This is a genomic window from Micromonospora sp. NPDC049559 (assembly GCF_040676675.1).
Lineage (GTDB): Bacteria > Actinomycetota > Actinomycetes > Mycobacteriales > Micromonosporaceae > JBFAPK01.
Genome location: NZ_JBFAPK010000012.1, coordinates 132,341 through 146,116, shown reverse-complemented (window position 1 = coordinate 146,116; position 13,776 = coordinate 132,341). Strand labels below are relative to the sequence as shown.

At 73.1% G+C, this 13,776-nt stretch carries 12 protein-coding genes; 9 read left to right on the top strand and 3 right to left on the bottom strand.

From position 1 onward, the window contains the following. Positions 1 to 10: 10 nt before the first annotated feature. Complete coding sequence (locus tag AB0J86_RS16160; RefSeq protein WP_363857681.1) at positions 11 to 919, top strand: FkbM family methyltransferase; 909 nt, start codon at positions 11 to 13, stop codon at positions 917 to 919. A 75-nt stretch (positions 920 to 994) separates the two neighbouring features. Here the strand turns inward: AB0J86_RS16160 and AB0J86_RS16155 are convergent, their stop codons facing one another. Both AB0J86_RS16155 and AB0J86_RS16150 read right to left on the bottom strand, forming a co-directional pair. Beyond that, complete coding sequence (locus tag AB0J86_RS16155; RefSeq protein ID WP_363857679.1) at positions 995 to 2,269, bottom strand: hypothetical protein; 1,275 nt, start codon at positions 2,267 to 2,269, stop codon at positions 995 to 997. Next, positions 2,266 to 3,492: a glycosyltransferase gene (locus AB0J86_RS16150; protein ID WP_363857678.1), complete on the bottom strand. Its 1,227-nt coding sequence runs from the start codon at positions 3,490 to 3,492 to the stop codon at positions 2,266 to 2,268. The genes AB0J86_RS16155 and AB0J86_RS16150 overlap by 4 nt, the downstream gene beginning before the upstream one ends. A 246-nt stretch (positions 3,493 to 3,738) precedes the next feature. Here AB0J86_RS16150 and AB0J86_RS16145 point away from each other — a divergent pair, with 246 nt between their 5' ends. The 8 genes from AB0J86_RS16145 (at position 3,739) to AB0J86_RS16110 (ending at position 11,119) form a co-directional block, all read left to right on the top strand. After that, positions 3,739 to 4,953: an aminotransferase class I/II-fold pyridoxal phosphate-dependent enzyme gene (locus AB0J86_RS16145; RefSeq protein WP_363857676.1), complete on the top strand. Its 1,215-nt coding sequence runs from the start codon at positions 3,739 to 3,741 to the stop codon at positions 4,951 to 4,953. After that, the gene (locus AB0J86_RS16140; protein WP_363857674.1) at positions 4,950 to 5,696 is read left to right on the top strand and encodes a sugar transferase; all 747 of its coding nucleotides are present in this window, start codon (positions 4,950 to 4,952) and stop codon (positions 5,694 to 5,696) included. The genes AB0J86_RS16145 and AB0J86_RS16140 overlap by 4 nt, the downstream gene beginning before the upstream one ends. After that, positions 5,693 to 6,337 (top strand): acetyltransferase, encoded by a 645-nt coding sequence (locus tag AB0J86_RS16135; protein WP_363857672.1) that lies wholly within the window; start codon positions 5,693 to 5,695, stop codon positions 6,335 to 6,337. Before AB0J86_RS16140 ends, AB0J86_RS16135 begins: the two co-directional genes overlap by 4 nt. 77 nt (positions 6,338 to 6,414) lie before the next feature. Continuing rightward, on the top strand, positions 6,415 to 7,662 hold the full coding sequence (locus tag AB0J86_RS16130; protein ID WP_363857670.1) for a glycosyltransferase: 1,248 nt from the start codon (positions 6,415 to 6,417) through the stop codon (positions 7,660 to 7,662). Between the two features lie 218 nt (positions 7,663 to 7,880). Continuing rightward, positions 7,881 to 8,930 carry a DUF389 domain-containing protein gene (locus tag AB0J86_RS16125; RefSeq protein WP_363857668.1) on the top strand — a complete coding sequence of 350 codons (1,050 nt, stop codon included), beginning with the start codon at positions 7,881 to 7,883 and terminating at the stop codon, positions 8,928 to 8,930. A 32-nt stretch (positions 8,931 to 8,962) separates the two neighbouring features. Then, positions 8,963 to 9,274 (top strand): nucleotide pyrophosphohydrolase, encoded by a 312-nt coding sequence (locus AB0J86_RS16120; protein ID WP_363857666.1) that lies wholly within the window; start codon positions 8,963 to 8,965, stop codon positions 9,272 to 9,274. Between the two features lie 74 nt (positions 9,275 to 9,348). Beyond that, positions 9,349 to 9,801, top strand: a complete 453-nt coding sequence (locus tag AB0J86_RS16115) for a GNAT family protein (protein ID WP_363857664.1) — start codon at positions 9,349 to 9,351, stop codon at positions 9,799 to 9,801. 133 nt (positions 9,802 to 9,934) lie between these two features. Continuing rightward, positions 9,935 to 11,119 (top strand): zinc-dependent alcohol dehydrogenase, encoded by a 1,185-nt coding sequence (locus AB0J86_RS16110; RefSeq protein ID WP_363857662.1) that lies wholly within the window; start codon positions 9,935 to 9,937, stop codon positions 11,117 to 11,119. Between the two features lie 160 nt (positions 11,120 to 11,279). On the opposite strand, the gene AB0J86_RS16105 is transcribed toward AB0J86_RS16110, so the two are convergent. Next, complete coding sequence (locus AB0J86_RS16105; RefSeq protein ID WP_363857660.1) at positions 11,280 to 13,730, bottom strand: Tex family protein; 2,451 nt, start codon at positions 13,728 to 13,730, stop codon at positions 11,280 to 11,282. Between the last annotated feature and the right edge of the window lie 46 nt (positions 13,731 to 13,776).

The window sequence follows — 13,776 nt, the reverse complement described above, 5'->3', positions numbered from 1 at the left end:
GGAGGGGACGATGAGCAGGTTGGAGCGGATGCAGCACGGCACCTTCCCGGCGCCGGCGATCGATCTCGGACTGGAGATATCGCCCTCGGCCCGGCTCAAGCGACGGTTGTTGCGCGCGGTGGACCGGCGCGTCGACCCCCGCCTGATCGCCGGGCTCGGCTCGGTGTACCTGTCGGCACGCGCGCGGTCCCGCTGCGCCGTCCGGTACGACGGCGGACACTGGATACACCGGTACCGGACCGGGACCGTGGTCAACACCGTGCTCGGCGGGCTCTCGGCGGAGCGGGAGGACGAGAAGACGCGGGAGGTCTTCCTCTTCGACTACTGTCCCCGACCCGGCGACACGGTCGTCGACATCGGTGCGGGAGTCGGCGGCGAGGTACGCCTCTTCTCGCGCCTGGTCGGCCCGTCCGGACGGGTGCTGAGCATCGAGGCGCATCCCGCCACCTTCCGATGTCTACGCCGGACCGTGGAGCTCAACCGGCTCGGCAACGTCACGCCGGTGGAGTGCGCCGTGGTCGGTACCGCCGGTCCCGTGCTCATCGAGGACCGGGCGGTCGACCACATCGGCAACGGACTGACCACGGACACCGCCCACGGTGTCGAGGTCGCCGGCCGCCAACTGGGTGAGATCCTGGCCGCCCACGGCGTCGACCACGTGGACCTGCTGAAGATGAACATCGAGGGCGCCGAACTCGCCGTGCTGGAGTCCTCCCTGGACGTGCTCGACCGGGTGGACCATCTGGTCGTCTCCTGCCACGACTTCCTCGCGCTCCGCCCGGACCAGGCCTGGCAGCGCACCTTCGCGCCGGTCGGCGACCTGTTGCGGCAGGCGGGTTACACCCTCCGTACCCGGCCGGAGGACAGCCGCGCCTGGGTCCGGTGCTACATCTACGCCTCACGTCCGCACCGACCCTGACCGGCGGCCCAGCTTCCGTCGGCGGGACACCCGCACGGCCGTGGTGCGAGCCCTTCACACCCGGGCGGGCGCCCCTCACACCCGGGCGGCGGTACGCCGGTCCGGGTCGGCCTGGGGGAGCGGCAAGCTCGTCAGGTGCCGCCGCAGCAGCAGGCACGTGGCGAGGGAGAGGCCCGCGTAGCACAGCGCGGAGGCTGCGGCCGTGCCGTACATGCCCCAGAGCGGCACGGCCACGCCGTAGAGCGCTATCGCACCGATGCCGCCCAGAAGGCCGATCGAGCCGGCGGTACCCATCCAGCCACCGCCGAGAATGCCGCGGCTCGCCACCGCGTATGGCGCGAACAGGATCTCCGCCAGCAGCAGGATCAGCAGGAGCGGCCGGGCCGGCGAGAATCCGGCTCCGAAGACGGGGGTGATGAACAGCCAACCTCCCGCCGCGACCAGCAGGCCGATCCCGGCCGCCGCCGCGACCGCCAGCGGTACGTCCCGTCGCAGGCGCACGTGCCCGCGGCCGAGCGCCACCTCGCGGCTGACGAGCTGCCCCAGCGCCGCCGGTACCATCCGGATCGTCTCGCTGAGCGTGGCGGCCAGCGAGTAGATGCCGACGGCGGCGGCACCGGCGGCGGCGCCGAGCAGGTACCGGTCCGCGCGCAGGGCCAGCGTCAGGCCGACGGTGAGGCCGAGGGCCTTCGTACCGGAGCGGAGCAGGTAGGTCAGCTCCGGCAGGACCGGCGCGCGTAGCGAGACCAGCCCGACCCGGCCCAGGTGGATGCTCTGCCCGGCCGCCGCCAGCACCATGCCCAGTCCCTGCCCGAGCAGGAGGACGTCGGCGCTGCGGTCGACCAGCGCGCCGAGGACCACGCCGAGCAGGCCGCCGCCCGCCATGACCGCCGCCCAGGAGCCGCCGGCCCGGAAGCCGCCGGCGGCGTACCAGGCGTCCGGCATCTGGGTCAGGGCCGCGTACCCGACCGCCACGACCACGGCGGCGACCAGGAACCGGGGAGCGGAGAGCCCCGCGTCGATGAACGGGGCGCAGCCGAGGCAGAGCGCGGCGGCCACCGCGCCGGCCCCGAGCGCGGCCAGGACCGACCACCAGGTGTACGTGGCGAGCAGGCGCTCGCGCGCCGCCGGTGCGGTCACCCGGGGCAGCCGTGATCGCAGCGAGGAGCCGGTACCCATGCCGGCGACGAGCCCGGCGAGGGTGGCGCTGGTGATACCGATGACCATGAGGCCACGGTCGTGCGGACCGAGCAGGCTGCTGGCCAGCACCGCGCTGAGCGCGGAACCGACGGTCTGGGCGAGGCTGGCGGTGGTCAGGAGGGCGAGGGTGGAACCCCGTCTCGCGGTCACCGCGACACGTCGGCGAGATCGGACCGACGACGGCGCGTCCGGGCCCCGGTCGCCGGGTGCCGTTCGGTTGCCGCGCGGACCGCCCCGTAGAACGCGTCCCGGCGCCGGGCGAGCACCTCCTCCGAGTAGTCGCGGGCTCGGGCGAGGTTGCGGGCGGAGGACGTCCGCAACCGGGCCGGATCCGCGACGAGCTGGCGGATCGCCTCGGCCAGCGTGACCGGGCTCTCGGGCGGGACGAGCTCGGCCGCCGGCAGGAGCTCGGGGATACCGCCGACGTTGGTGGCGACGGCCGGCAGCGCCCGGGCCATCGCCTCGATGAGCGCGCGGGGCAGCCCCTCGGCCCGGGACGGCAGGACGAACAGGTCGGCGTCGTCGAGCCGTTCGCGTACCCGTGGGCCGGCGGGGAGCCGACCGGTGAAGGTGACCCGGTCGGCGAGGCCGAGCCGGGCGGCGAGCCGTTCCAGCTGCGGCCGGTAGCGGCCGTCGCCCACGTGGGTCAGGCGCAGGGGGAGGCCGGTGGCGGCCAACCGGGCGAGGGCCTCCAGCAGGGTGTCGATCCCCTTGTAGAGCTGTTCCAGGCTGCCGACCGAGACGAGGTTGGTGATCGGCCGGTCCGGGTCGAACGAACGCGGCCCGGCGAGGTACGCCTCCTCGGGCAGGTCGACACTGGAACAGGCGATGGTGACCCGGCCGGGCCGGGCCGGGTAGCGGCGCTGCAACGACGCCGCCGTGACATAGGAGACGGCGACGGCCTCCCGGCACTGGTGCCGCAGCCGGTCCGTCAGCCAGCGCCGGAGCAGCGGGCGGGCGGGGTGCCGTACCACCCCGGGCGCGAAGACGTCGTACGGATCGCCGACCACCTCGACGGCGTACGGCAGGCCCCGACGCTCCCGCGCGGCGGCCAGCGGCGTGCCGACCGGCGACGGCACCCGGAGGATCACCGCGTCCCCTTCCGCCGCGGCGTCGCGGACCGAACGGACCAACGCGGCCCGGCGCAGCAGGTACTGGCGCGGTCCCACGTAGTAGGGGACCGGCCAGACCTCGACCCCCGTACCGTCGACGCGGTGCGCCTCGTCCACGGGGCCCGGCACGTCCTGGGTCCGGGCGACCAGCCGTACCTGGTCGAACGCCGAGAGATAGCGGGTCCAGAACCGGTGGGCGGGCCCCTCCCGGGTCCACACCGCACCGTCCGGCGTGCGCAGGTACCGCGTCTCGGCGGTCACCACGACCCTCATCCGCGCCCGTGCCCTGGCTGCGGGAACCGGTCGACCATGCGCGTCCCTCCTGTCGGACCGACGTGGGGTCAACGACCGGGCGAACCGCGGGGTCACGCGAGTTTGGGAGGAATCGTGGGTTCTTCCCAGACTCGTCCACGGTAGAGCGTTTATGGTGAATTCAAGCCATATAAGGTTCGGAAGGTGCTAAACCGGACCACGTACCTCACGCAGGTTTCGTCTCATGGAGGACCCGTGGATCTCGCGGATCGCGCTACCAGGTCCGGGGCCCAACCGACCCCGCGTCAGGACAGGGGAGGCGACCCCCGTCCCGCGTCGCCGGAACGCATCTACCTCTCGCCGCCGGACGTCGGCGAGTTGGAGGAGACATATGTCCTCCGCGCGCTGAGATCGGGATGGGTGGCGCCCGTCGGCGCGGAGATCGACGCGTTCGAGCGGGAGGTGGCCCACCGGGTCGGCACCGCGTACGCGGTGGCCGTCAACTCCGGCACCTCCGCCCTGCACCTGGCCCTGCTCGCGCTCGGCGTCGGCGCGGGCCAGGCGGTCGTCGTGCCGACGCTCACCTTCGCGGCCACGGCCAACGCCGTGGTCTACACGGGGGCGGAGCCGATCTTCGTCGACTGCGAGCCGGGTACGGGCAACGTCGACGTGTCGCTCCTGGCCGAACTGCTGCGCGACCTGCGGGCCGCGGACCGCCGGATCGGCGCCGTGCTGCCGGTCGACATGTTCGGCTCCTGCGCCGACTACGACACCCTGCTGCCGCTCTGCGCCGAGTTCGGCGTACCGGTGGTGGAGGACGCGGCCGAGGCGCTCGGATCGACGTACCGGGGCCGGGGTGCGGGATCGTTCGGCCGGGTCGCCGCCGTCTCCTTCAGCGGCAACAAGATCGTCGGTACCTCGACCGGCGGGATGCTCCTCTCCGACGACGAGGGTCTGCTGGCCCGCTGCCGACACCTGGCGAACCAGGCTCGCGAGCCCGTGCCGCACTACGAGCACGTCGACGTCGGCTACAACTACCGGCCCAGCAACGTCCTCGCCGCGCTCGGGCGGGCGCAACTGCGTCGACTCGACCAGATGCTGGCCCGCCGCCGGGAACTGCGGGCCCGGTACGCGAAGCTGTTCGCTCCCGTACCGGGCGTCGCCCTGCTGGCCGAGCCGGACGCCGGCTCGAACTGCTGGCTCACCGTCATCGTGGTGGACGAGACGATCGCCGGCTGGCGGGCCGAGCAGCTCGGGGAGCATCTGGCGGCGTGCGACATCGAGACCCGGCGGGTCTGGAAGCCGATGCACCTCCAGCGCGCCTACGCGGGCGCGCGGGCCGTGCTCACCGGCGCGGCCGACCGGCTGTTCGCCGACGGTCTCGCGCTGCCCAGCGGATCGGCGATGACCGAGCCGCAGTTCGCCCGGGTGACCGAGGCGATCTCGGACTTCCTCCGGGAACGACCGTGACGCGACGGACGACCGCGTACGACGTCGCCAAGCGACTCGCCGAGCCGGTGATCGCGGCGGTGGGGCTGGTGCTCCTGGCGCCCCTCATCCTGGTCGTCGCGGTCGCGGTGGCGGCGACGCTGGGTCGCCCCGTGTTCTTCCGGCAGACCCGACCCGGGCTGTACGGCAGACCGTTCGAGCTGGTCAAGTTCCGGACGATGCGGCCGGCCCCGGAATCGGCGCGGCTCGCCGACGCCGACCGGCTGACCCCGTTCGGCCGCTGGTTGCGCTCCACCAGCCTGGACGAGCTTCCCACCTTGTGGAACGTGGTCCGGGGAGACATGAGCCTGGTCGGGCCGCGTCCCCTGCTGATGCGCTACCTGACCCGCTACACGCCGGAGCAGGCCCGCCGGCACGAGGTCCGCCCCGGCCTGACCGGGCTGGCCCAGGTGCGGGGACGCAACGCGTTGACCTGGGAGCAGCGGTTCGCCTACGACGTCCGGTACGTCGAAGACCGCAGCCTCGGCCTGGACCTGCGGATCCTCGCCGAGACGGTGCGGGTCGTCCTGCGCCGGGAGGGCATCACGGCGCCCGGTCACGCCACCATCGCCGAGTTCCTCGGCAGCGCGGGGCAGCCCGGGGCCGACGCACAGCCCAGGACGGACGGGCAGCCCGGGTTCGACGGGCAGCCCTGGCTCGACGGGCAGCTCGGGAGCGTCCGTCTGTCGACCGCCGAGCCCAGCGCGAAGAGGCCGGTCGCGTGAGCCTGGACATCGTCGTCGTCGGGTGCGGCGGGCACGGCCGCGAGACCCTGGCCGTCATCCACGCCGTCAACCAGGGCCTGGCCGAGCCCGTCTGGCGGGTGCTCGGGTTCGTCGACGACCACCCCTCGGAGCTCAACCGCAAGCGCGTACAGCAACTGGACCTGCCCTATCTCGGGCCGATCGACCGGCTGCGCGACCTGCCGGAGGGAACCCACGTCGCGGTCGGGATCGGTGATCCCCGGGTACGGCGGACCGTGAGCGCGCGGATCGACGCGTACCGGTTGCCGGCCGCCAACCTGGTCCACCCGGCGGCGATGGTCGGCGCCGACACCGTGGCCGGTGAGGGCCTGCTGGTCTTCGCGGGAGCCCGGGTGACCACGAACGTGACCCTCGGCCGGCACGTGCACCTCAACCAGAACGTCACGGTCGCGCACGACTGCGTGTTGGGCGACTTCGTCTCGGTCAACCCGCTGGCCGCCGTCTCCGGCGAGTGCCGGCTGGAGCCGGGCGTGATGGTCGGCGCGGGCGCCGTCGTCCTGCAGCGGCGGCGGGTCGGGGCGGACGCGACGATCGGGGCCGCGGCCTGCGTCGTACGGGACGTCGCGGCGGGAGCCGTCGTGAAGGGAGTTCCGGCGAGATGACGCTCCGCACCCCGGACGGGAATGCCCGGCGCGTCCTGGACGGCCCCGGTCAGGCAATCGAGAGGAGAGCGGAACCGGTGACAAGCTTGCGAATTGCCGTGATGCTGAAGACCAACAACGGCGGTCTCTGGATCCTGCCGCAGATAACGGAGCTGCGCCGCCGCGGGCATCACGTCATCGTGGTGATTCCGCCGGGTCCCGGCCGGTTGAGGTCGATGCTGGCCGAGGCGGGATTCGAGGTGGTCGACTCCCCGTTCGACTTCCGCTACCGGCCGAGTCTCGCGACGCTGCGAGGGCTCTGGCGGCTGCGCCGGCTGGTACGCCGGTTGCGCCCCGACGTCCTCAACTACCACCTGTACTCGTCCGCGCTGGCGGCGCGTCTGATCGCGATCGGGCTGCCGATGCGGCGGGTGCACATGGTCGCCGGGCCGCTGTACCTCGAATCGCCGTTGATCCGGCCGGTCGAACGGTTCCTCTGGCGCATGGACGACGTCACGATCTGCTGCACCGAGCACATATCCCGCCTCTACGGCGAACTTGGCTGCCCACCCGAACGGCGGCCGGTGGCCCAGTACGGCACCGACCTGGACTACTTCAGACCCGACTGGTCGACGGCGCCCGGCCCGTCCGCCGGGGTGGCCAGCCCGTCCGCCGGGGTAGTCGGCCCGTCCGCCGGGGTGGCCGAGCGACGGGCCAAGGCCCGCGCGGAGGTCGGCGTCGCCGAGGGCGACTTCCTGGTGGTCATGGTCGCCTACGTGTACGTGCCGAAACGGCTCGCGCACAACGCCCGGGGGTTCAAGGGACACGACGTGCTGTTGTCCGCCTGGCCCGCCTTCCACGCCCGCCATCCCCGCTCCCACCTCCTGCTCGTCGGTGAGGGCTTCACGAAGGAGGCCGAGGACTACCGCCAGCGGCTGATCGACCAGTTCGGGGTGGCGACGAACCCGAGCGTCACCTGGCTCGGCTGGGTGCCCGACCTGCGTCCCTACTTCGTGGCCGCCGACGTCAGCGTCACCCCGTCGCTCTCCGAGGGGAGCAACGGGGTCGTCCGGGAGGCGTCGGCGATGGGCGTGCCGACGATCGCCAGCGACGCGGGCGGACTGCCCGAGGCGGTCGACCCGTCGTTCGGCTGGATCGTGCCGCGGGGCGACAGCGCCGCGCTCGGCGCCGCGCTGGAGGCGGCGTACCAGGAATTCGAGGCGGGCCGCCTCGCCGATCGGGGGGAGTTGGCCCGGCGGCACGCCACCCGGTACTTCGACCGGCGGGCGGCGGCGCGGCAGGTGGCGGGCATCGTGGAACGAGCGGCGGGCGGCGCACGGAGCTGAGCCGGCCGGTACCGTCGAGGCGCGGGCTCGACCGTGCCGGGCCGCCCGGTCGCCCCGGCACCGCGATGAATCCGGTGGGCGCCGGCGGGAGACGATCTTGCCGGCCCACCCGGGGTGGTGCCCCGCGTCCGGCACCCGGACCCGGCCTGTCACTGCCGTACTAGAGTCTCTCGCGGTCCGTGGGGTGGCCCGTCGGACCCGATCGAGGGAGCCGGGCAGTGCTGCACCTGCGAATCATCGTCCCGCCGGACCGTGCCCCGGCGGTGGTCGACCTGCTCGCCGGCATGGAGGTGGTGACCCACCTGGTCGTACTGCCCGGGGCCGCGAAGCGCCCGGCCGGTGACCTGGTGCTCTGCGACGTGGCCCGGGAGGGCGCCGACGGGGTGCTGCGGGCGCTGCGGGAACTCGGCGTCGACGACGCGGGCGCGATCGCCGTGGACGAGACCGACGTGACGCTCTCCGCCGCCGCGGACCGGGCCGAGCGGGTGGCGCCCGGGCTCGGTACCGACGCCCTGGTCTGGGACGAGATCGCCCACAAGACGGGCGAGGAGACCCGCCTCTCCGTGACGTACCTGCTGCTGATCACGGTGGCGACCATCATTGCCGGGATCGGCGTACTGATCGACCAACCGATCCTGATCGTCGGCGCGATGGTCGTCGGGCCGGAGTTCGGCCCGCTCGCCGCGCTCTGCGTCGCGGTGCTGCGCCGGCGCCCGGCGGTGATCGTACGGTCCACGGTCGCCCTGGTGGTCGGGTTCCTGGTGGCGATGGCCGTCACCGTGCTCACCACCTGGCTGCTGACCGCTGCCGGGCTGGTCGACCGGTCGATGCTGCTGGCGCCGCGCCCGCTGACCGACTTCATCTGGCGGCCGGACGCGCTCTCCTGGGTGGTGGGCTTCCTCGCCGGTGCCGCCGGCATGATCTCGCTGACCGCAAACCGGGCCGGCCCGCTGGTCGGGGTGCTGATCTCGGTCACCACGGTGCCGGCCGCCGCGAACGTGGCGGTCGCGCTCGCGTACGGCATACCCGACGAGGCGCTCGGTTCGGCCGCGCAACTTCTGATCAACATCTGCGCGATCGTGCTGGCCGGCGTGCTCACCCTTGTCGTGCAGCAGTTCTGGTGGCGCCGGATCACCCGCCGTCGCCGCCCGCGCGCCGTCTCGACCCCGTCCCGCCTCGGCGCATGGCCTCTCGCGCCCCGGAGCGACCCCGAGCACCGAAGTGAGCCCGTGAACGGGACGACGGGCTCGCCTGGTTCGGGCCGGTGACCGGAGGGCCGGCCGCACGATAGGTTCCCCGGATGGATCTCGAAAGCCTGCGGGCGCGGGCCGTCGCCATCGCCGAGCTGTACGACCGGTACAACATCGCCGCCGGTCGGGGCGCCTGGGACACACGTGATCTGGCGCTGGGCTTCGTCGGCGACGTCGGAGACCTGGCGAAGCTGGTGATGGCCGTAGACGGCCGCCGGGAGATCCCGGAGGCGCGGGCCGAGCTCGGTCACGAGCTGGCGGACTGCCTCTGGGCGGTGCTCGTGCTCGCCGACCGGTACGGCGTGGATCTTGCGGCAGAGTTCGACCGGATGACCCGGGAGATCGAGCAGAACCTCGGCTGAGCCGCCCGCTACCTGATCTCACCGGCCGGGTACGGCCCGCGGAAATGTCGGTGGCGGGTGCCAGACTCCCCGGAATGAGCGATGAGGTGCGGTTGCGGGAGGTGGAGCGGCCCGATCTGGAGCTGTTCTTCGAACAGGAGCACGACCCCGAGGCGGTACGCCGGTCGAATTTCCCGCCCCGCGAGCGGGAGCGGTTCATGACCCACTGGGCCACGAAGGTGCTCGGCGATCCCACCGTGTTCGTGCAGACGGTGACGGTCGACGGCGAGGTGGCCGGCAACGTGGTGGCCTGGTGGGCGGAGGACCGACGCTTCATCGGCTACTGGCTCGGCCGGGCGTACTGGGGGCGGGGAATCGGCACCCGGGCGCTGGAGCTGTTCCTCGCGCGCGAGAAGGCACGCCCGCTGCACGCCGACCCGTACGTCGGCAACACCGGTTCGGTACGGCTGCTGGAGAGGGTCGGCTTCGAGCGCACCGGCACCCTCCGGCACGGCGAGCACGAACACGTCCTGCTCGTGCTGCGCTGATCGACGGCACGCACCTCCGAGCAACCGTCCGGAGTGGACTGTGGGTCGTCGCGGCGGGCCCCGGCGGGTTGGCCCGACCCGTCCGGGGTAGCAGGTAATCCCGTAGCCGTCGCCGAGCGGGAGGGACACCACCATGAAGGCACTGACCTGGCAGGGCAAGCGCGAGGTACGGGTGGAGGAGGTGCCCGACCCGCGGATCGAGGAACCGACCGACGCGGTCATCCGGGTCACCTCCACCGCGATCTGCGGCTCCGACCTGCACCTGTACGAGGTGCTGGGCGCCTACCTCAAGCCCGGCGACATCCTCGGACACGAGGCGATGGGGATCGTCGAGGAGGTCGGCTCGGCGGTCGACCGCCTCCGTCCGGGGGACCGCGTCGTCGTGCCCTTCAACATCGCCTGCGGATCGTGCTGGATGTGCCAGCGGCAGCTGTACGCCCAGTGCGAGACCACCCAGGTGCGGTCCGAGGGCAAGGGCGCGGCCCTGTTCGGCTACACCTCGCTGTACGGCTCGGTACCCGGCGGGCAGGCCGAGTACCTGCGCGTACCGCACGCGCAGTTCGGCCCGATCAAGCTGCCGGCCGAGGGCCCGGACGAGCAGTACCTGTACCTTTCCGACATCCTGCCGACGGCCTGGCAGGCGGTGCGCTACGCCGACGTGCCGCCGGGCGGCACCCTGGCCGTCTTCGGGCTCGGCCCGGTCGGGCAGTTCTGCGCCCGGGTCGGCCGCCACCTCGGCGCGGGCCGCGTGCTCGGGCTGGACCTCGTCCCCGAGCGGCTGGAGATGGCCCGGCGGCACGGCGTCGAGGTGATCGACGTGACGGACCTCGACGACGTACCGGGCGCCCTCCTCGACCTGGTCGACGGGCGGGGGCCGGACGCGGTGATCGATGCCGTGGGGATGGAGGCGCACGGCTCGCCCGTGGGCAAGGTCGCGCAGACGGCGACCGGGCTGCTGCCCGACTCGGTGGCCCGGTCGATGATGGACCGTTTCGGCGTGGACCGGCTCAGCGTCCTGCACGCGGCGGTGAAGTCGGTACGCCGTGGCGGCACGGTGTCGCTCTCCGGCGTCTACGGGGGCGAACTCGATCCGATGCCGCTGCTGGAGATGTTCGACCGGGGCGTGCAGCTGCGGATGGGGCAGGCGCACGTGCGGCGCTGGACCGACGAGATCATGCCCCTGCTGGAGCGGGACGGCGACCCGCTCGGCGTGCGGGACCTGCGTACCCACCGGCTGCCGTTGCAGCGTGCGCCGGAGGCGTACGAGATGTTCCAGGAGAAGAAGGACGGCTGCATCAAGGTCGTCCTGGAGCCGTGAGTCGCGTCCGACCCCGGAACGGATGCGAACGCATACAGAGAATGAGTGGCTATCCCGCGCCGGATAGCCACTCATTCTCTGTATCTGTGCTGTCGCCGCCCTCGCCCGGGCGGTGCTGCCGCGCTGCCGCCGACCCCGGGCGGCGGTGCCGCGCGCCGGACTAGCGCAGGCCGGCGCGGCGCAGGGCGTCGGCGAGCGCCGTGTTGACCGGGGCACCGCCGCCGGAACCGCCCCGGCCACCGCCACCGCCGGAACCGCCCCGGCCACCGCCGCCCGAGCCGCCCCGGCCACCGCCACCCGAGCCGCCCCGGCCACCGCCGCCGGAGCGCTGGCCGCCCGTACCGCGGTCGCCGCCGCCCCGGCCGGGACGCTGGCCGCCGCCGCCGTTGCCGTTGCCGTCGCGCGACGACGCGCGGGTGTCGACCTCGTCCTCGATCCGCAGCGTGAGCGAGATGCGCTTGCGCGGTACGTCCACGTCGAGGACCTTGACCCGGACCACGTCGCCCGACTTGACCACGTCGCGCGGGTCCTTCACGAAGGTGCGCGACATCGCGGAGACGTGGACCAGCCCGTCCTGGTGCACGCCGATGTCGACGAAGGCCCCGAACGCGGCGACGTTGGTGACCACGCCCTCCAGCAGCATCCCCGGCGCCAGGTCGCTGATCTTCTCGACTCCGTCCGCGAAGGCGGCGGTACGGAAGGCCGGTCGCGGGTCGCGGCCCGGCTTCTCCAGCTCCTTGAGGATGTCGGTGACGGTCGGCAGGCCGAACGTGTCGTCGACGAAGTCCGTCGGCTTGAGCGCGCGCAGCAGGTTGCTCTTGCCGATCAGCCCCTTGACGTCGGTACCGGTGGCGGTGAGGATCCGCCGCACCACCGGGTACGCCTCGGGGTGGACGCTGGAGGCGTCGAGCGGATCGTCGCCGCCGGGGATGCGCAGGAAGCCGGCGCACTGCTCGAACGCCTTGGGGCCGAGCCGCGGCACCTCCTTGAGCGCCTGCCGGGTCCGGAACGGGCCATTGGCGTCCCGGTGCAGCACGATGTTCTCGGCCAGCCCCGCCCCGATGCCGGAGACCCGGGTGAGCAGCGGCGCCGAGGCGGTGTTCACGTCGACGCCGACGGCGTTGACGCAGTCCTCGACGACGGCGTCGAGCGAGCGGGACAGCTTGATCTCGGAGAGGTCGTGCTGGTACTGGCCGACCCCGATGGAGCGCGGGTCGATCTTGACGAGCTCCGCGAGCGGGTCCTGGAGGCGGCGCGCGATCGAGACCGCCCCGCGCAGCGAGACGTCCAGGCCGGGCAGCTCCTGCGAGGCGTACGCGGACGCGGAGTAGACCGAGGCGCCGGCCTCCGAGACCATCACCTTGGTCAGGTTCAGGTCCGGGTGCTGCCGGATCAGGTCACCGGCGAGCTTGTCGGTCTCCCGGGAGGCGGTGCCGTTGCCGATCGCGACCAGCTCCACCTTGTGCGCGCGGGCGAGCTGCGCGAGCAGGTGGATGGACTGGTCCCACTGCCGGCGCGGCTCGTGCGGGTAGATCGTCTCGGTCGCCACCACCTTGCCGGTCGCGTCGACCACGGCCACCTTGACCCCGGTGCGCAGGCCCGGGTCGAGCCCCATGGTCGGGCGGGTACCGGCCGGCGCGGCGAGCAGCAGGTCGCGCAGGTTCGTGGCGAAGACCCGGACCGCCTCCTCCTCGGCCGCCTGCCAGAGCCGCATCCGCAGGTCCGCCGCGAGGTGGATCAGGATCCGGGTACGCCAGGCCCAGCGCACCGTGTCGGTGAGCCAGCGGTCGGCCGGGCGGCCCCGGTCGGCGACCCCGAACCGGGCGGCGATCTCGCCCTCGTACCGGGTCGGTCCGGCCGGTACGGCATCCGGCTCGGCCGGCTCCTCCTCCGGCTCCAGGGTCAGTTCGAGGACGTTCTCCTTCTCGCCGCGGAACATCGCCAGCACCCGGTGCGAGGGCAGCCGGGTGAACGGCTCGGAGAAGTCGAAGTAGTCGGCGAACTTCGCGCCCGACTCCTGCTGGCCGTCGCGGACCCGGGCGACCAGCCGGCCCCGGCCCCACATCTGCTCACGGAGCGAGCCGATCAGGTCGGCGTCCTCGGCGAAGCGCTCGACCAGGATCGCCCGCGCCCCGTCCAGCGCCGCCGTGGCGTCGGCCACGCCCCGCTCGGCGTCGACGAAGGCGGTCGCGGCCGTACGCGGATCCTGGCTCGGGTCCGCGAGCAGCGCGTCGGCGAGCGGCTCCAGTCCGGCCTCGCGCGCGACCTGCGCCTTGGTCCGGCGCTTCGGCTTGTACGGCAGGTAGATGTCCTCCAGCCGGGCCTTCGACTCGGCCGCCATGATCTGCGCTTCGAGCGCCTCGTCCAGCTTGCCCTGGCCGCGGATGGACTCGAGCACCGCGGCCCGCCGCTCCTCCAGCTCCCGCAGGTACCGCAGCCGCTCTTCGAGCGTACGCAGCTGCGCGTCGTCGAGGGCGCCGGTGACCTCCTTGCGGTAGCGGGCGATGAACGGCACGGTGGCCCCGCTGTCGAGCAGTTCGACGGCGGCCTGTACCTGCCGCTCGCGAACGCCGAGCTCCTCGGCGATCCGCTGATGAACAGACGTCGTCACGATCCTGATCCGCCTTCTGGGTGAGGTTCGGCATGCATTCTGCCCG